This is a genomic window from Stenotrophomonas sp. 2619, assembly GCF_040548725.1.
In the GTDB taxonomy this organism is placed as follows: Bacteria; Pseudomonadota; Gammaproteobacteria; order Xanthomonadales; family Xanthomonadaceae; genus Stenotrophomonas; species Stenotrophomonas maltophilia_AP.
Genome location: NZ_JBEPSF010000007.1, coordinates 100,570 through 118,115, shown reverse-complemented (window position 1 = coordinate 118,115; position 17,546 = coordinate 100,570). Strand labels below are relative to the sequence as shown.

Sequence of the window (17,546 nt, the reverse complement as noted above, 5' to 3'; positions counted from 1 at the left end):
GGCGGTCTCTCATGTAGGGTCGGTGTCGGCCAGCGGCAGCCAGATTTCCATGCCGCCGTGGCCGGTGTGCGCGTCAAAGCGTGCGTCGTAACGTTCCAGCTCCGGCGCATCGGCCAGGCTCAGTCCCGACGCGGGCAGGTAGTGGTTCAACAGCCAGTACCAGGTGGAGCGGATCGCCGAGATGTGGCCGGCGTGCCACGCCACCACGTAGCGGTGGGCGGGAATGCGCACGGCCTGCCAGCCGTCCGGCAGCGCCGCGAAGCCGGTCACGCCGATACCGGCGATGTAGTCGAAGCTGCCGTCCTCGTCGCTGTTGCAGCACACCCCGTAGCTCACCTCCGGTGCGGTGGGGCATTGCTGTGCCAGCCGCTGCCATTGCGAAGGAATGGCGGCCACCGAATCGCCGTGGTGGCGCGCACCGATGCCGGCCACCAGCAGGGTGTCGGCGCTGACGATGCGCGGGGGGTGCGCGCAGGGCAGGGCATCGTCGTGCAGCTTGATCGCCTCCACCAGCGCGATGCTGCCCAGTCCCTGCGCGCGCACCTGTTCCGGCGGGCGGCCGAACTGCTCGGAGAACGCGCGGGTGAAGGTGGGGTGCGAGGCATAGCCTGCCTCCAGCGCAACCTGCAGGATGTCTGGCGCGCCGCCGGCCAGTTGCCGCGCCGCTTCGCTCAGGCGTCGCCCGCGCAGGTAGCGCACCAGCGATGTGCCGGTGCTGGCCTGGAACAAACGCGACAGGTGGAACGGCGACACCCCCACCACGCGTGCCACGTCGGCCAGTGCGATCGGCGCGGCGTGGTGGCTTTCGATGTACCACAGGGCCCTGCGTGCCGCGCTCATGCCGCCTTCCGGATCGGGACAGGCACGCAGCGTAGCCCAGCACCGCCACGGCCGCTTGGCCGTTCTTGCTACAGCGTGAGGTTCAACGACACGAACAGACTGCGCCCGGGCGCCGGCGAGAACATCGGCTGGTCATCGCCGCCCCAGAAGAAATTGTCGTACCACGCGTAGGCGTAGGTGCGGCCGGTAAGGTTTTTCACCTGCAGGTCCACGCTGAGCCGGTCCGACAACGCGTAGCCGGCGCTGGCGTCCAGCACGGCGAAGCCGCCATAGCGCCCGTGCTGGTTGCTCTCTTCCACGTAATAGCCGCCTTGCCGGCGGCCCTGAATGCCGAAGCGCCAGCGCGCATCGGGGCGGTAGTCGGCCCCGATGTTGGTGATGTGGCGTGGCGTGGCCAGCACCTCGTTGCCGGCCAGTGAGCGGCCGTCGGCAGTGAACGCGCTGACCACCTTGGCCTGCTGGATGGCGTGCGATGCCCAGAGCGTCCAGTGCGCACTCACGCGGGCGTTGACCTGCAGGTCCACCCCGCGTCGCCGGGTCTGGCCCAGGCCCACGGTGGTGCCGGTGGCGGGCATGTTGGCCACTTCATCGGTGGCATCCTGCTGCCAGACCGCAACACGGGCCTGGGTGCCGTCGGCCGGGCTGACGTTGATGCCCAGTTCCTTGCCGGTGTTGATTGACGGGCGGAAGGCGGCCTGCCCGGGGGTCAGGTAGGCCGGGGCGGTGGACCCGGTCAACACCTGGAAGGTGCGGCCCCAGTTGGCATACACGTTGAGCGAGGGGGTGAACGCGTACGCCACGCTGAGCTTGGGTTGGTCTATCCAGCCGGAGCGCTGCAACGGTGCGCGGATGTCCCCGGGCAGATGGGTGTCGCCGGAGAACCGATCCACGCGCCACGCCGGAATGATCTTCAGCGCCGGTGTCGGCTGGATCACGGCCTGCAGGTAGCCGCCGACGTTGTCCAGGGAATAGCGGTCATCGTTCTGGATGCGCGCCGGTACCGCGTCGAAGTCGGTCGGGATGCCGTAGGCGTAACGCAGCCGTCGGTACGCGTTGTCCTGTTGCTCGGCGTTGATGCCTCCGGCCAGGGTGAGCCGCTCGCTGGCGCGCCAGGTGAGGGTGCTCAGCAGCCCGGTCTGCCGTTCGTCCCACTGCCGGCGCTGGCGCGGCGCGTTGCCGGGCCGGTAATCGGTGAAGGTCACCTGGCGATCGTCCTCGTACCGGTTGTAGTACACCCGGTTGCTGAGCTGCAGGGTGTCGGTGAGGCGCAGGTCCACGTGAGCGCCCAGGGTGCGCATGTCGCGCACATCGCCATCGTTGGCATTCTTGCGCGGCGATGCGCGCCGTGCGCTGGCCAGTTCGGTGGCGGTGTGGAAGCCGGGTTCGTCGGCAACGTGGTGGTACACGCGTGCGACCAGACCGGCCTTGAGCACATCCTCGTCGCTGCCAATGAACCATTTGCCGCCCAGCGAATACTTGCGCGACCGGTCGTGGTCGCGATAGCCGTCCGAGGCCTGGGTGCCGATGAAGTAGTTCTGCGCCACGCCGTTGGCTTCGCGGCCGACGGCGAGCTGCACCTCGCGGCTGTCGAAACTGCCGTAGCTGAGCCGGGCATCGGTGTAGGTGCCCCCCTGGCGGGTGCCGACGTTGATGTTGCCGCCGATGTTGTGCAGGCCGTAGCGCGGGTCGTTGGTGCCGCGCACTACTTCGATGTAGTCGATGTCCAGCGGGAAGATCATGTCCACGAAGCGCTGGTTGCCGCTGTTGACGTTGCTCGGAATGCCGTCGATCAGGATCTTGATGCCGTTGATGTAGCCCTCGCCGTTGAACGCACGGAAGCTGGCCTTGCCGGACTCGGCACCCTGCCGGGTTTCGGTGAGCTGGATGCCCGGCATCTGCCCCAGCAGTTCCCAGCTGTTGCCGACATTCTTGTCCGCGATCTGGTCGGCAGCCAGCACATCCACCGAGGTGAGCACCTGGCGCGACGCCAAGGGGCCGGTGCTGCCCTTGCGGGCGTCCACGCTGCCGAGCGTGACGGCCGAGGGAGAGGGCGGGCTGGCCGCCGCGTCGGGTGCGCACAGCGTGGCCAGCAGGGCGGAGGCCAGGGCGTGGGTTTTCATGAGGAAGGGGCGTCAAACAGGCTTGGGTGCGGAATGATATAACATTGCATTCAATGCAGCGGGTCAGTGGCGCCGCCGCCCCAACGGGCCTGCAAGGTCACGTCATCCCGTGCCGGTTTGCGTGCGCAGGCTCACGCCGCCCCGCGCAGCCACGCCGCGATCGCCTCATGCAGGCGCGGGTGCGCGGGCACCGTGATGCCGAACGCATCGCGCAGCACGGTCAGCACATCGTCGGCGTCGTTGAGCAGGCGGCGTTCGCTGGGCTGCCCGCGGCGGTGCACGGTGTAGGCGCCGGCACCGAGCGTGCGGCGTCCGTCCGGCACGGCCAGGGCAACCCGCAGCTGTCCGGGAAAGGACGAATGCGGGTGCGTGCACACGTACCAGTTGCCCACCTCATGGTCGATGGGCGCCTGCACCTGCAGGTCGAAGTGGTAGAGCGGCCGCCACTCGCCGGCGATGTCCACCTGCAGCAGGAACTGGTCGTGCTGCGGGTCCAGCCGGTAGTGCTCGTGCGGGGTGGCCTGGGCGAAACGATGGTCCAGCCGCAGCGGACCGGTGGGGGTGTTGCCGCCAAAGCCGACGTCGGCGATGTAGTCCACTGCGTCGATCCGCACCAGCACCAGCATGTGGGTGCGTGCGGTGGGGGCGTCATCGGTGCGTCCCATGACCACGCGCGCGGCGAGGGCGCGGGCGTCGAAACCGAGGTGCTGCAGCAGCGCCAGGAACAGTCCGTTGAGCTCGTAGCAATACCCACCGCGTCCTTCGCGCAGCAGCTTGTGCGCCACGCTGGGCAGGTCGATGGCCACCGCATCGCGCAGCAGCGTGGTGAGCGTCTCGAACGGGAACGTGGCGTTGTGACGTTCCTGCAGCAGCGCCAGCGTGGCCAGGGTAGGGGGCGGTGGCGCCGCCACGCCGAGGCGGGCCAGGTAGTCGCGACAGGTTTCCGGGTCCATGGGCAGGGGCCGTGCGGGAAGGTGGGGCCACTGTGGTGGCTCAACCGTGGTTGAGGTCAAGCGGGGGCGATCGAACGCTGAATCGCGCCCGCGGAATGCCCGCCACCGTCATCGTGCCGTCGCTTCTGCCCGCTACAAGGGGCAGGCAGGGCACCGGGTCGCGGCCACCGCGAAAAAATACCCTAAAGACCACGCGTTTCCGGCCGATACCGATGCGTCATTCCGCCTGGAGCATGTGATGTCGGCCGTCCCCCGCCGCCCGTTGTCTTCGTTCGCCCGCCTGGGTGAGCGCGTTGTCCTGCCTTGGTTCACCCGTGCCGCCGTGTCGGCGCGCCGCCTGAGTGTCGCACGCAAGCTCAAGGCCGCGCTGCTGGTCTGCGGCAGCGGCCTGCTGGTGGTGGCGTTGGTCTACGCGTGGACCCGCTACAGCAGCGAACGCGCCACCGCCCGCTACGCGGCCCACCAGCAGGACGCGGCCCTGGCCGCCACGCTGGCCACCCAGGTGGCCGATGCGCGCCGCCTGCAGACTCGCTACGCCATCACCTTCGAGGACACCGACCGTGCCGCCCTGCAGCAGGGCCAGGCCCAGTTGCAGACAACCCTGCAGGCGCTGCAGCGTACCCCGCACGAGCCGGGCACGGCGGCCGCGCTGCGCGCGCTGGCGGCCCGTGCACAGGAATTCGCCGACGGGATTGCGGCGTTGAATGCCCGCGCCGATGAAATGGGCCGCGGTGACGCCGGGCTGCGCGCACAGCTGGACGCCAGCGCGGCCGCGCTGGACGGCCTGCTTGCCGGAGCCGATCGCCTGGCGTTGGCCGTGCAATGGCAGGCCATGCGACGCCAGGAAGCACTGCTGCTGCTCACCGGTGATGCACAGCACACCGATCGTGCCAGCGAAGCCAAGTTGCCGTTCGACCTTGCGCTGTCGGCGTCGGGCCTGCCGGCAGCAACGCAGGACGCCCTGCGCGCCGGCATGGACGCTTACCAGGGCGCGTTGCTGGCCTACACCGCCGCCCGGGTGGGGCTGGACGTGGAAGCGCAGTCGTTGGCCGATACCGCCGCGCAGATTGCTCCGGCACTACAGGCGCTGCACCAGGCGCAGGCGGCCGCGCTGGACGCCGCGCGTGCCCGCCAGCAGGCGCAGGCACGCGCGATGACCGTGCTGTTCGGGTTCACGCTGGCGCTGGTGGCGGCGGTACTGATCGCCAGCCTGCTGCTGGTGCTGCGTGCCGTGCGCCAGCCCATCGCCGATACCCTGCGGTTTGCCGAAGACATCGCCGAGGACCGCCTGGACAGCGTGCTGGTGGTGCACAACCCGCATGATGAGATCGGGCAGCTGGCGCAGCGGCTGGTGCACATGCAGCAGCGCCTGCGCGGGCGCATCGAGGCCGAACGTGCCGCCGCGCGCGACAACGCCCGCGCGCGGCAGGCGCTGGACAGCACCCAGGCCGGGGTGATGGTGATCGACCCCGACGGCCGCATCAGCCTGCTCAACCATGCGCTGTTGGCCGAACTGGCCGCACCCGAAGCGCAGTGGCGTGGCCAACCGGCGCAGGCATTGCACCCGGTGTTCGCGCGCATCGTGGAAGCGCTGCAACGCCGCGAGCCGGGCAGCCATGAGATCGAGCACGCGGGCACGCGCTACCAGCTGGTGGCCACCCCGATCATCGACGACGGCCACCTGCTGGGCGCTGCGGTGGAGTGGCGCAGCCGCGCGCTGGAAACCACGGTCGAAACCGAAGTGGCGGCGCTGGTGGATGCCGCTGCGCACGGCCAGTTGCATGGCCGCATCGACACCACCGGCAAGCACGGCTTCGTGCACACGCTGGCGGTCAGCATCAACCGGCTGCTGGATACCTTCCAGGGCAATCTGTCCGGTCTGCAGGCGGTGCTGTCCGCGTTGGCCCAGGGCGATCTGCGGGTGCGCATGCAGGGCGAGTTCCAGGGCGTGTTCGCGCACCTGCGCGACGATGCCAACGCCACCGTGCAGCAGCTCACCGACATCGTGGCACGCATCCAGCAGGCCTCGACTGCCATTGATGGCGCAGCGGGCGAGATCGTGGCCGGCCACCAGGAGCTGGCCGGGCGCACCGAGCGGCAGGCCGCGCACCTGGAAGAAACCGCCTCGTCGATGGAAGAACTCACCGCCACCGTGCGCCAGAACGCCGACGCCGCCCAGCAGGCCAACCAGCTGGCGCTGCAGGCCACCGGCGTCGCCCAGCAGGGCGGCGCCTCGGTGGCGCAGGTGGTGGCCAGCATGCGTGACATCGCCGACGCGTCACGGCGCATCGGCGACATCACCGGGGTCATCGACGGCATTGCCTTCCAGACCAACATCCTGGCCTTGAACGCGGCGGTGGAGGCGGCGCGGGCCGGCGAGCAGGGCCGCAGCTTCGCCGTGGTGGCCAGCGAAGTGCGCCTGCTGGCCCAGCGCAGTGCCGACGCCGCACGGCAGATCAAGGGCCTGATCGAGGCCTCGGTGGACACCGTGGCCGCCGGCAGCCGCCAGGTGGACCAGGCCGGTGCGACCATGGACCAGATTGTCGGCAGCGTGCAGCAGGTCAGCGCGATCATGGCCAGCATCTCGGCGGCGTCGCAGCAGCAGAGCGCCGGCATCGAACAGGTGGGGCACACGCTGCTGCAGATGGATGGCAGCACCCAGCAGAACGCGGCGCTGGTGGAGGAAGCATCGGCTTCGGCGCAGGCGATGGAACGCCAGGCCGCGCTGCTGTCCGACGCGGTGGCCGCGTTCGTGCTGGAGGTGCCGGTGACACCGCGTGCGGCCCTGCGCGTGGCGGTGTAGCGGCATCCCCACACACGCCCTGCTCACGTTCCTTCACTGGCCGCTTCGACGGGTGCTCTTTATCCTGCACGGATGAGCACCCGTCGCACGCCCCCGTCACCGTCCACCCGCAACGCCTTCGTGCGCGTGCGCGGTGCCCGCGAACATAACCTCAAGGACGTCGACGTGGACATCCCGCGCGATGCGCTGGTGGTGTTCTCGGGCATCTCGGGGTCGGGCAAGTCGTCGCTGGCCTTCGGCACGCTGTATGCGGAGGCGCAGCGGCGCTACCTGGAGTCGCTGTCGCCGTATGCACGGCGGTTGATCGACCAGGTGGGCGTGCCCGACGTGGATGCCATCGAGGGCCTGCCGCCGGCGGTGGCGCTGCAGCAGCAGCGCGGCACGGCCAGCGTGCGCTCCAGCGTCGGTAGCGTCACCACGCTGTCCAGCCTGCTGCGCATGCTGTATTCGCGCGCCGGCACCTACCCGGCCAAACAGCCCATGCTGTATGCCGAGGACTTTTCGCCGAATACCCCGCAGGGCGCCTGCCCGAACTGCCATGGCCTGGGCCACGTGTATGAAGTGACCGAGCAGTCGATGGTGCCCGACCCGTCGCTGAGCATCCGCGAACGCGCCATCGCGGCGTGGCCGCCGGCCTGGCACGGGCAGAACCAGCGCGACATCCTGGTCACGCTGGGCTACGACGTGGATATTCCCTGGCGCGACCTGCCCAGGAAGCAGCGCGACTGGATCCTGTTCACCGAGGAACAGCCGGTGGCGCCGGTGTATGCCGGCTTCACCCCCGCCGAAACCCGCGCCGCGCTGCGCCGCAAGGAAGAGCCCAGCTACATGGGCACCTTCAGCGGTGCGCGGCGGTATGTGCTGCATACGTTTGCCACCACCCAGAGCGCGATGATGAAGAAGCGCGTGGCCCGCTACATGGTGGGCACGGCGTGTCCGGTGTGCGACGGCAAGCGACTCAAGCGCGAAGCGCTGTCGGTAACCTTTGCCGGGCTGGACATCGGTGCGCTGTCGCAGCTGTCGCTCAGTGCCATGGCCGCCGTGCTGCGCCCCGCCGCCGAAGGTCATTTCGAGGCCCCGGCGGCGGCCGCCACCCGCAGCCGCGCGGCCGGGCGCAAGGCGCAGCAGGCGCGCGTCGCCGCCGGCGGCCCGTCCCATGCAGGCGGCAGCGACGTGCGGCGCACGCCGGACCTGTCCGAGGAAAAACGCATCGCCGCCCAGCGCATCGCGCATGACCTGGTCGAGCGCATCGGCACGCTGGAGGCGCTGGGCCTGGGCTACCTGTCGATGGACCGCGCCACGCCCACGCTGTCACCGGGCGAACTGCAGCGGCTGCGCCTGGCCACCCAGATCCGCTCCAGTCTGTTCGGCGTGGTGTACGTGCTCGACGAACCCACCGCCGGCCTGCACCCGGCCGACGGCGAAGCGCTGTATGGCGCGCTCGATCAGCTGAAGGCCGGTGGCAATACCCTGTTCGTGGTCGAGCACGACCTGGAGATGCTGCGGCGCGCCGACTGGCTGGTGGATGTGGGCCCGGGGGCCGGCCAGCATGGCGGGCAGGTGCTCTACAGCGGGCCGCCCGACGGCCTGCGCACGGTCAAGGCCTCGGTCACCGCGCCGTACCTGTTCGACGGCGACCGCGGTGAACGGCGCACGCCGCGAACGCCCTCGGGCTGGCTGGAACTGCGCGGCATCCACCGCAACAACCTGCACGGCCTGGACGCGCGTTTCCCGCTCGGCGCATTCACCGCGGTGACCGGTGTCTCCGGCTCGGGCAAGTCCAGCCTGGTGAGCCAGGCGCTGGTGGAACTGGTCGGCGAGCACCTGGGCCACGAGCCGGTGGTGGAGGACACCGACAGCGAACTGCCGGTGCCCAGCAGCATCGAGCGTACCCGCGGCCGCCTGCATGCCGGCGCCAAGGCGATCAAGCGGCTGGTCAACGTCGACCAGAAGCCGATCGGGCGCACCCCGCGTTCCAACCTGGCCACCTACACCGGTCTGTTCGACCACGTGCGCCGCCTGTTCGCCGCTACCCGCACCGCCAAGGCGCGGCGCTACAGTGCAGGGCGTTTTTCCTTCAACGTGGCGCAGGGCCGCTGCGATACCTGCGAAGGCGAAGGCTTCGTGCACGTGGAACTGTTGTTCATGCCCAGCGTGTACGCGCCGTGCCCCACCTGCCATGGCCAGCGCTACAACGCCAAGACCCTGGAAGTGGAATGGAACGGCCGCAACATCGCCCAGGTGCTGGGCATGACCGTGGAGGAGGCACTGGCCTTCTTCGCCGACGAGGCCCCGGTGCAGCGCCCGCTGCAGCTGCTGCGCGACATCGGCCTGGGCTACCTGCGGCTGGGCCAGCCGGCCACCGAGTTGTCCGGCGGCGAAGCGCAGCGGATCAAGCTGGCCACCGAACTGCAGCGCAGCCAGCACGGCAGCAGCCTGTACGTGCTGGACGAGCCGACCACCGGCCTGCATCCAGCCGACGTGGACAAGCTGATGGCGCAGCTGCACGGTCTGGTGGATGCCGGCAATACCGTGGTGGTGGTCGAGCACGACCTGCGCGTGGTGGCCGACGCCGACTGGGTGATCGACGTCGGCCCGGGGGCGGGCGAGCAGGGCGGCACGATCGTGGCTACCGGCACACCCGCGCAGGTGAGCCGCGCCAAGGCCGGTGCCACCGCGCCCTACCTGCGCCGCTGGTTCCCCTAAGCCGTGCGTCGCTGCACCACCCGACCACCGATTGAAGCAAACCAGCACCGGTAGAGCGACGCCATGCGTCGCTGCACCCCTCAATACACGTCGCGGCGGTAACGTCCTTCGCCCAGCAACGTATCCACCTGGTCCTCGCCCAGCACCTCGCGCAGCACCGCGTCCACCCCCTCGGCCATGCCGTGCAGCGAGCCGCACACGTAGAGGCTGCCCCCCATCGCCACCCAGGCCCGCAGCGCCTCCGGGTCCGCACGCAGGCGGTGCTGCACATAGCCGCCCCCGTCCACGTCGCGCGAGAACGTCAGGTCGACGCGGGCCAGGTGGCCCTCGGCCTGCCAGGCCGCGATCTCGTCGCCGTACAGCCGGTCGAACGCGCGGGTGCGCTCGCCGAACACCAGCCAGTGACCGCGGTCGCCGTGCGCGGCGGCTTCGCGCAGCAGGCTGCGCAGGCCCGCGATACCCGTGCCATTGCCGATCAGCAGCATCGGTGCGTGTTCCGGGAAACGGTGGAAACCGGCGTTGCGACGCACCCGGGCCTGGATCGACGCGCCGGGGGCGGCGTGCACGCACAACCACCCCGCGCCCAGCCCGTGGCGGCCATCGGACAGGTGGGTAAGGCGGATCACCAGCTGCAGGCCATCATCGTTGGGCACCGAGGCAATGGAATACTCGCGGTGCGGCAACGCGGGCAGCGTGGCCAGCCAGGCGGCGGCGTCGGCGACCGGCAGGGCCGGCGGGACGTCGGGCAACACACGGCCCGCCGCCACCTCGACCAGCGTGGCGGCCACACCGTCCACCACGATGCGTGCCGCCGGGTCGAGCCCGTGCCTGGCCAGCACGGCGCGCACGTACGCATCGGCATGCCGCGGTGCCACTTCCAGGATGTCGCCGGCCTGCCAGCTGGCGTGTGCCGGCGGGGTCAGGTCCACCTGCCAGATCGCCGCAGCGGCACTGCCCGCGTTGAGCTGCTGGCGACCCTGCAACACCCACGCCTGCAGCGCGGCCGGCGCCGGCGGTGGTGCCGTGTCTTCGATGCCGCTGATCGCACTCAGCTGCTGTTGCCAGCGTGCGAGCGCCGCCGCATCGTCGCGGTCTACCTCCACGGTCGGGAACAGGCGCTGCGCGCCCTGCGTATGCAGCCACGCATCCACCGCACGCGAGAAGCCGCAGAAGCGCACGTACTCGCCATCGCCCAACCCCAACAGCGCATAGTCCAGCCCGGCCAGCGGCAGGGATCGGGTGAGCAGGCGGCGCTCGAACACGCGTGCGGCGTCCGGCGCTTCGCCATCGCCGAAGGTGCTGATCACGAACAATGCCTTGCCGGCCTGCTGCAGGCTGGCAGCGTCCAGCTGCCCCAGCGCACGGACCTGCACCGCCAGCCCCGCCGCCTGCAGCTGCGCAGCCGCGCGCCAGGCCAGCTGTTCGGCGAACCCGCTCTGGCTGGCGAAGGCGACCAGCCACGGTGCCTGGCCGTTGCCTCCCGCCGTGGCGATGGGCAGGCGCGCGTTGCGTACCTCGCGCTTCTTGCGGCGCCGGTCCAGGTACAGCATCCAGCCAGTGATGAAGAACAGCAGCATGGCCAGGCTGCTCAGCATCACCACGATGCGCCCGGGCAGGCCGAAGAAGCTGCCCGAGTGCAACGCGAACACGCTGACCATCACCTTGCCGCCGGCGTCCTGGGCCGCATACGGCTCATAGCCCAGCAGTGCGCCGCTGGCCGGATCGATCTGCACGATGTCCTGGGCGCGGTCGTGCGCGGTGTTGGTGCCCTGCACGCGCGCGGTGACCGCCTTGCCGGGTTTTGCCGGGAAGCGCAGGTCCACGTAGCCGCCGCGCACGCCCTCCAGCGCGTACAGCGTGGCCTGCAGCTTGCCCAGGTCCAGCGCGCCGGGCCCGGCCGTGGCGGTGGCCTGTTCGGCACGGGCGCCGCCCAGCAGCTGGGTAGCGCCGGCGCGGTACCAGTCGAACGACCACCACAGCCCGGTCAGCGCGATCAGCAGGTACACCAGCAGCACCCAGGTGCCCACCACCGAGTGCAGGCTCCACAGGAACGCGCGCCCGCTGCGGGCCCATTCCACCGCCAGCCAGGTGCGCCAGTGCCACCAGCGCCGTGGCCAGCGCAGGTACAGCCCCGACAGACAGAAGAACACCAGCACGATCGCGCAGCTGCCGGTAACCACGCCGCCGCGCTCGCCGGCCACCAGGTGCCGGTGCAGGTCTTCGACGAAGGCGAAGAACGCCAGGCCGCGGAGGTCGTTGAACACCGCGCCGGTATAGGGATCGAAGTAACGCCAATGTTCCTGGCCGCCCTCGAAACGCGCCACCGACAGCCGCTGGCCGGTGGCGTCCATGCGCAGCCGCTGCATCGCGCGCGGCTGGCCCTGCTGCAGCCGCGGCACCAGCTCGGTCAGTGCCATCGGCTGCGCACCGGCCTCATGCTGCCGGGCCACCTGGGCGAATACCGGGTTGGCCGCGCGCATGATCTCGTCTTCGAAGGCCAGCGTGGCCCCGCTCAGGCCCATCACCGCCAGCACCGTGCCGGCGGTGATGCCGAGCAGCCAGTGCAGCTGGAACAGGGTCCACTTGAACATGCGGGTCGGTCCGGTCAGAAGTCGAGCTGGTAGCCGAGGGTAACGGTGCGCCCGCGCCCGGCGAAGTAACGGTCCGGCTCGATCAGCGCGCTCTGCGAGTAGTAGGTGATGTACTGGCGGTCGAGCAGGTTGGCCACGCCCAGCTGCACGCTGCCCTTGGGCAGGGTGTACGTGGCGGCCAGGTCGAACAGGGCATAGCCCTGGAACTGCTTGGCCGCTTCATCGAAGGTGCGGTTGAACGCGTACTGCCCCTGCACGAACGTGGACAGTGCCGGCGTCCACTGCGCCGACCAGCTGGCAATCACCCGGTTCGGCGCGATGTTCAGGCCATCCAGGCGCGCATCCAGGCGGCCATCGGCATTGCTGTCGTAGCGCCCGCGCGTCCACGCATAGGACAGGCCGAGTTTGTGCGCTTCGTTGAGGCGGTAGCGCACGCTGGCATCCAGGCCTTCGATGCGGGTTTTCTCGCGTGCCATCTGGAAGGCACCGTCGACCGCGATGATCCGCGTGCCCAGGTCCGAGCGCGACTGGAACAGCGCCACGTCCGCTTCCCATGCACCGGCGCGCAGCCGCCCGCCGAGTTCAACGTTGCGGGTCAGCACCGGTTCGAGCGTATTGAGGTCGGCCACCGACGTGCCGCGGGTGTTGATCGAGCGCAGCACGCGGCCCACGTCGGGCATGCCGAAGCCTTCGGAGTAGCTGCCGAACACGTTGAACGTGTCGGTCGGCGCGAACACCAGGCCGGCGTTGTACAGGGTTTCGCCGAAGCGCAGCTTGCCGCCCTCAACGTTGACCCGGTTGTAGCGGTACAGGGTCTGGTAGCTGTCGATGCGCAGGTCGGCTTCTTCGCGGCGCACACCGGCCTGCGCAGTCAGCGTGGGCAGCAGCTTGTACTCGGCCTGTACGAAACCGGCCACGTTGCGGAACGCGGATTCCGGCACGTAGGTGCGGCCGGTGCCGTACAGGTCCTGCTTGCCGCTGTCGTGCAGCAGGTCGATGCCGCCGGTGAGCTTGAGCGCGCCGCCCAGCAGGTCATCGCGGCCCAGGCTGGTCTTGGCGCCCCACTTGGAGGCCACCGAGCGCGACTGGTCGTACAGCGTGCCCACCGGGGCGATCAGCGGATCCTGGAAGGTCGAAGAGCGGTCGCCGCCGAACAGGCCTTCGAATTCCTGGTTGAACACCATCGCGCGCAGTTCCATCCCGGCCAGGTCGTGATGGATATACGACAGCCCGGTGGTCCACACATCGTTCCACGGCGGCGTGCCCGGCGGCGTGCCGCGCACCGACGTGGTGGGAATGCCGGCGCTGCGGTTGCCCGCCACGGCGAGGTAGTCGGCCTTGGACTTGATCCGGTAGCGATTGGTGCTGAACTGCAGTTCCTGGTTGTCGTCGAACCAGTAGCCCAGCTTGGCGTGCAGGTCGTAGGCGCGGGTGGCCATCAGGTCGCCCTGGGTGGTGTCGGTGCCGATCGCGGTGCCGTCGCCGTCCAGCCACAGGCCCTGGTCTTCGACGCCCACGCCGACCAGGTAGTCCCAGCGGCCGGTGCCGCCGCTGATGCGGTAGTCGGCGCGGTAGCTGGTGGTGTCCCCGTCCAGGCCGCTGGTGGGGACGGTGGTCTGCACGCCGAGGTGCTGGTTGACCGCGCCCGGCTCGGGGCGGCGGGTGATCAGGTTGATGGTACCGCCGGTGGCGCCCAGGCCGTTCATGGCGTTGGCGCCCTGGATCACCTCGATCCGCTCGACCATGGCGTAGTCGATGGTGTGCGCTTCGCGACCGGTCGGGCGCAGCGGGTTGGACTGCGGAATGCCATCGACCAGGATCAACGGCGTGCGCCCGCGCAGGGTCTCGCCACTGCCGTTCATCTTGCCGCGGCTGGGCGTGTACGACGGCAGCAGGCTGGACAGCAGGTCCGACGAATTGCCGCTGATGCGCAGCTGCTGTTCGATGGCCTGACGATCGATGATCACCACCGTCTGCGGCGCGGTGTCAGCGAGCTGGCCGGTGCGCGAAGCGCTCACCGTGACCGTGTCCAAGGTGCGGGCGTCGGTCTGCTGGGCGATGGCGGGCGCCGCCAGCAGCGCGGAAAGGGCGATGAACAGGGGAGATAAGCGCACGGGCACGTCCTTGGAGCATGGACGTGGCAACACCAGCCCAGCAGCGAATGAGAATTGATCGCGTCATTGTTGGGCGGGCCATCGCCCCGGTCAATACCCGGCCCAATCCTCGATCTCGCCGGCCGCGAACGGCCCCAGCTTCTGCTTCACAATGCGCCCGTGCGCATCCACCAGCACCGAGTACGGCAACAGCCCCTGCGCGTTGCCCAGCCGCACGCTGGCATCGGCGGGCCCGGGCGTGTCCAGCACGATCGGGTAGCCCACCGGCACCCGGGCCAGGAAATCGCGCACGCCTTCGGGTGTATCCAGCGCCACCCCCAGCACCTGCACGCCATCGGCCGGCTGGGCAGCGGCAAAAGCCGCCAGCGCCGGCATTTCTTCCACGCACGGGCCGCACCAGCTGGCCCACACGTTGATCAGCAGCGGCCGACCGCGGAAGCGGGCCAGGTCCACGGGCGTGCCCGACACATCGGGCAGGGTGAGGGCGGGCATCGGATCGCCGATGCCGGCGCCGGGGGACATCGTGCGCGGTGGCGGTGGCGGTAGCGCTGCGCCGGGACGGTTGAAGAACCACGCCCCGGCGGCCAGGCCCACTACCGCCGCCAGAACGGCCACCACCCCCAGTTGGCGGGGTGGCCGGGTGCTCATCGCGCGGTCCGCAGCAGGGCTTCTTCGACGATGGCCTGGGTGAGCACGGTAGGCAGCACGGTCGGCGGTGCGCCCGGGCCATACACCACGTACAGCGGCACGCCCACGGCCTTGTGCTCATCCAGGAACGCGGTGATTTCCGGGTCGACGTTGGTGTAGTCGCCGCGCATGTACACCGCGTTGGTGCGGCGCAGGGTGTCGTGGAAGGCGTTGGTGCCCAGCACCGTGCGTTCGTTGGCCTTGCAGGTCACGCACCAGTCGGCGGTCATGTTGACGAACACCACGCGGTTGTCCTGGCGCAGGCGGTCGAGCATCTGCGGCGAATAGGCCACCACGTTGTCGGCGGCGGCGGCCGCCGCCTTGGCCGGCGGCACCAGTTGGGTCACGCCCCACACCGGCACCAGCGCGGCAAGCAGCAGCAACAGGGCCAGCAGCCCGCCCACGCGGTGGCTGCGCCAGCGGCTGCGTTCGTACCACCACAGCGCCAGTGCCAGCACCACCAGACCCCCCAGCACCAGCGTCATGGCATCCACGCCACGCTGCTTGCCCAGCACCCACAGCAGCCAGATCGCGGTGCCGTACATCGGGAAGGCCAGCACGTGCTTGAGCGTTTCCATCCAGGCGCCCGGGCGCGGCAGGCGCTTGGCCAGCGACGGAATGAAACCGATCAACAGGAACGGCAGCGCCAGGCCCAGGCCCAGCGCCATGAACACCAGAATCGCCGGGACGGTGCTGGCGGTAAACGCATACGCCAGCGGCAGACCCATGAAGGGCGCCACGCACGGGCTGGCCACCACGCAGGCCAGCACACCGGTGAAGAAGTCCCCCACCGGTCCGCTGCGCGCGGCCAGCGACTGGCCCACACCCCCCAGGCTGCCGCCCAGGGTGAACACGCCCGACAGGCTCAGGCCCACGGTGAACATCAGGTACACCAGCGCGGCGATGAACCACGGGTGCTGCAGCTGGAAGCCCCAGCCCGCGGCTTGGCCGGCCGCACGCAGGGCCAGCACCAGTGCGCCGATCGCGGCGAAGGCCACCAGCACGCCGGCGGTGTACCAGAGCGCATGGCTGCGCGCGCGCTGACGGCTTTCGCCGCTCTGCGCCACGCCCAGCACCTTCAGCGACAGGATCGGCAGCACGCACGGCATCAGGTTGAGGATCAGCCCACCGAGCAGGGCCAGCAGCAGCGCGCCGATCAGCGTGGTGGGCGCGGCATCGTCGCCCGGCGGGCGGGTGCGCTGCGCGTTGTCGGCGCTGGCATCGGGCACGACCGAGGTATCGGTCGCGGTGGCGGCCGTGTCGTTCGGGCGGATCAGCATCGGCTGGGTGGCAATGCCGGCGGCGTCGCGCTCGCGCGCCTGCGCCCGCTTGTCCTTGCCGGGCAACGGCGCAATCACTTCGTTCTGGTGCGCCGCTTCGTCAGCGCGCGCGTTGACCTTGCCGGCCGGCAGCGCCAGCTTCACCCGGCGCGTCATCGGCGGGTAGCAGATGCCATCGGTCTGGCAGCCCTGGAAGGTGATCACCAGGGTGGCTTCGTCGGCGTCGGCACGGCTGCGGCGCAGCGGCAGCTTGACGTCCACCTGGTCGAAATACACCGCCACGTCGCCGAAATGCTCATCGCGATGTGACTTGGCCGCCGGCCATGCCGGCTTGTCGGCGCGGATCCCGGCGGCGCCCTCGAGCTTCAGCGAGGTGCGGTCGCGGTAGAGGTAGTAGCCCGGCGCCGGGCTGAAACGCAGCAGCACGGTATTGCCGTCACCGACGATGGCGTCAAAGCCGAACGCGCGTTCGGAGGGCAGCGGCAGCGCCTGGGTGTTGGCGGTGCCCGGCAGGCGCAGGCCGCCGCCACTGCTGTTGCCGGCCAACGGGTTGTTGAAGGGCGAGGCGCCGACGGCCGCAGGCGCGGCGGCGGCCGGGGCCACGCCGGCAGCGGCGCCGCTGCCGGCGGGCAGCTTCACTTTGATGCTGCGCTTCTGCGGCGGGTAGCACACCCCGGCATCGGCGCAGCCCTGGTAACGCACTTCCAGGGTCACCGTATCGGTGCCGTCGTCGGCCTTGCCCGGCAGCACGGCGGTGAGCCGCTCGCGGTAGGTTTCCACCTCGCCGAAGAAGTCGTCGTGGTGCTTCTTGCCGGCCGGCATCTGCAAGGCCTCGGCGGCAAAGCCGGCATCGGCCTTGACCGTGGTGCGGTGGCGGTACAGGTAATAGCCGGGCGCAATCTTCCAGTTGATCTCGACGCGGTCGCGATCACGCGCCTGCGCGGTCAGCCCGAACGCTTCGTCCACCGGCAGCAGGTCTTTCTCGCTGACGGCCCACGCCGGCAGGGACACCACGAACAACGCGCACAGCGCGGCAACACGACGAAACAGCGTCATCAATCAGTTTCCTCACGGGTCTGCGCCCGAATCCAGTCCAGGTACGCCGGCAGGCCGGCGCGGGTTTCGACCGCGATGCACTCCGGGAGTTCATACGGATGCAACGCCTGCACCCGTGCGATGGCCGCGTCCAGGCGGCTGCCGGTGGTCTTGATCAGCAGCTGGACCTCGTGGTCCTCGCTGATCTCCCCGTGCCAGCGGTAAGTGGAGTGCGCCCCGTCCAGGCGGGTAACACACGCCGCCAGGCGTTCTTCCACGAGCGCCTGCGCCAGCCGCGTCGCGGTGGCCGCGTCGGGGCAGGTGGTGAACAGCATGAATACGGGATCGACGGTCGACATGACCGCCGAGTATAGGACTGCCAGACCCGGATGGCCGACCGGCGCCGTTGCGGCGCCG

Annotated in this window: 10 protein-coding genes; 2 read left to right on the top strand and 8 right to left on the bottom strand. The window is 70.0% G+C overall.

Annotation, left to right across the window (positions count from 1 at the left end; all coding sequences use genetic code 11):
- Window positions 1–9 precede the first annotated feature (9 nt).
- The 3 genes from ABIA71_RS09035 to ABIA71_RS09025 all read right to left on the bottom strand — a co-directional run bounded on the left by ABIA71_RS09035 (window position 10) and on the right by ABIA71_RS09025 (window position 3,913).
- Window positions 10–840: an AraC family transcriptional regulator gene (locus ABIA71_RS09035; RefSeq protein WP_128096806.1), complete on the bottom strand. Its 831-nt coding sequence runs from the start codon at window positions 838–840 to the stop codon at window positions 10–12.
- A 68-nt stretch (window positions 841–908) separates the two neighbouring features.
- The gene (locus ABIA71_RS09030; RefSeq protein WP_354284893.1) at window positions 909–2,960 is read right to left on the bottom strand and encodes a TonB-dependent receptor; all 2,052 of its coding nucleotides are present in this window, start codon (window positions 2,958–2,960) and stop codon (window positions 909–911) included.
- A gap of 131 nt (window positions 2,961–3,091) precedes the next feature.
- Window positions 3,092–3,913 (bottom strand): arylamine N-acetyltransferase family protein, encoded by an 822-nt coding sequence (locus tag ABIA71_RS09025; protein WP_354284892.1) that lies wholly within the window; start codon window positions 3,911–3,913, stop codon window positions 3,092–3,094.
- Between the two features lie 238 nt (window positions 3,914–4,151).
- On the opposite strand from ABIA71_RS09025, the gene ABIA71_RS09020 reads away from it, so the two are divergent.
- Both ABIA71_RS09020 and ABIA71_RS09015 read left to right on the top strand, forming a co-directional pair.
- Window positions 4,152–6,716, top strand: a complete 2,565-nt coding sequence (locus tag ABIA71_RS09020) for a methyl-accepting chemotaxis protein (protein WP_354284891.1) — start codon at window positions 4,152–4,154, stop codon at window positions 6,714–6,716.
- A gap of 72 nt (window positions 6,717–6,788) precedes the next feature.
- Complete coding sequence (locus tag ABIA71_RS09015) at window positions 6,789–9,422, top strand: excinuclease ABC subunit UvrA (RefSeq protein ID WP_354284890.1); 2,634 nt, start codon at window positions 6,789–6,791, stop codon at window positions 9,420–9,422.
- A gap of 80 nt (window positions 9,423–9,502) precedes the next feature.
- Here the strand turns inward: ABIA71_RS09015 and ABIA71_RS09010 are convergent, their stop codons facing one another.
- From ABIA71_RS09010 to cutA, 5 genes are all read right to left on the bottom strand, one after another.
- Window positions 9,503–12,013 (bottom strand): PepSY domain-containing protein, encoded by a 2,511-nt coding sequence (locus ABIA71_RS09010; protein ID WP_354284889.1) that lies wholly within the window; start codon window positions 12,011–12,013, stop codon window positions 9,503–9,505.
- A 14-nt stretch (window positions 12,014–12,027) separates the two neighbouring features.
- Entirely contained in the window at window positions 12,028–14,127 is a 2,100-nt protein-coding gene (locus tag ABIA71_RS09005) for a TonB-dependent receptor (protein WP_354284888.1), read from the bottom strand.
- A gap of 90 nt (window positions 14,128–14,217) precedes the next feature.
- Window positions 14,218–14,775, bottom strand: coding sequence for a TlpA family protein disulfide reductase (locus tag ABIA71_RS09000; RefSeq protein ID WP_354284886.1), 558 nt, complete (start codon window positions 14,773–14,775; stop codon window positions 14,218–14,220).
- Window positions 14,772–17,150, bottom strand: a complete 2,379-nt coding sequence (locus ABIA71_RS08995; protein ID WP_354284885.1) for a protein-disulfide reductase DsbD family protein — start codon at window positions 17,148–17,150, stop codon at window positions 14,772–14,774. The genes ABIA71_RS09000 and ABIA71_RS08995 overlap by 4 nt, the downstream gene beginning before the upstream one ends.
- Complete coding sequence (gene cutA, locus ABIA71_RS08990; protein ID WP_354284884.1) at window positions 17,150–17,488, bottom strand: divalent-cation tolerance protein CutA; 339 nt, start codon at window positions 17,486–17,488, stop codon at window positions 17,150–17,152. The genes ABIA71_RS08995 and cutA overlap by 1 nt, the downstream gene beginning before the upstream one ends.
- Between the last annotated feature and the right edge of the window lie 58 nt (window positions 17,489–17,546).

What these genes read in the sequence shown, in the direction of transcription:
- ABIA71_RS09035 (WP_128096806.1), bottom strand. Translation starts at nt 840, where the DNA reads ATGAGCGCGGCACGCAGGGCCCTGTGGTACATCGAAAGCCACCACGCC.
- ABIA71_RS09030 (WP_354284893.1), bottom strand. Translation starts at nt 2,960, where the DNA reads ATGAAAACCCACGCCCTGGCCTCCGCCCTGCTGGCCACGCTGTGCGCA.
- ABIA71_RS09025 (WP_354284892.1), bottom strand. Translation starts at nt 3,913, where the DNA reads ATGGACCCGGAAACCTGTCGCGACTACCTGGCCCGCCTCGGCGTGGCG.
- ABIA71_RS09020 (WP_354284891.1), top strand. Translation starts at nt 4,152, where the DNA reads ATGTCGGCCGTCCCCCGCCGCCCGTTGTCTTCGTTCGCCCGCCTGGGT.
- ABIA71_RS09015 (WP_354284890.1), top strand. Translation starts at nt 6,789, where the DNA reads ATGAGCACCCGTCGCACGCCCCCGTCACCGTCCACCCGCAACGCCTTC.
- ABIA71_RS09010 (WP_354284889.1), bottom strand. Translation starts at nt 12,013, where the DNA reads ATGTTCAAGTGGACCCTGTTCCAGCTGCACTGGCTGCTCGGCATCACC.
- ABIA71_RS09000 (WP_354284886.1), bottom strand. Translation starts at nt 14,775, where the DNA reads ATGAGCACCCGGCCACCCCGCCAACTGGGGGTGGTGGCCGTTCTGGCG.
- ABIA71_RS08995 (WP_354284885.1), bottom strand. Translation starts at nt 17,150, where the DNA reads ATGACGCTGTTTCGTCGTGTTGCCGCGCTGTGCGCGTTGTTCGTGGTG.
- cutA (WP_354284884.1), bottom strand. Translation starts at nt 17,488, where the DNA reads ATGTCGACCGTCGATCCCGTATTCATGCTGTTCACCACCTGCCCCGAC.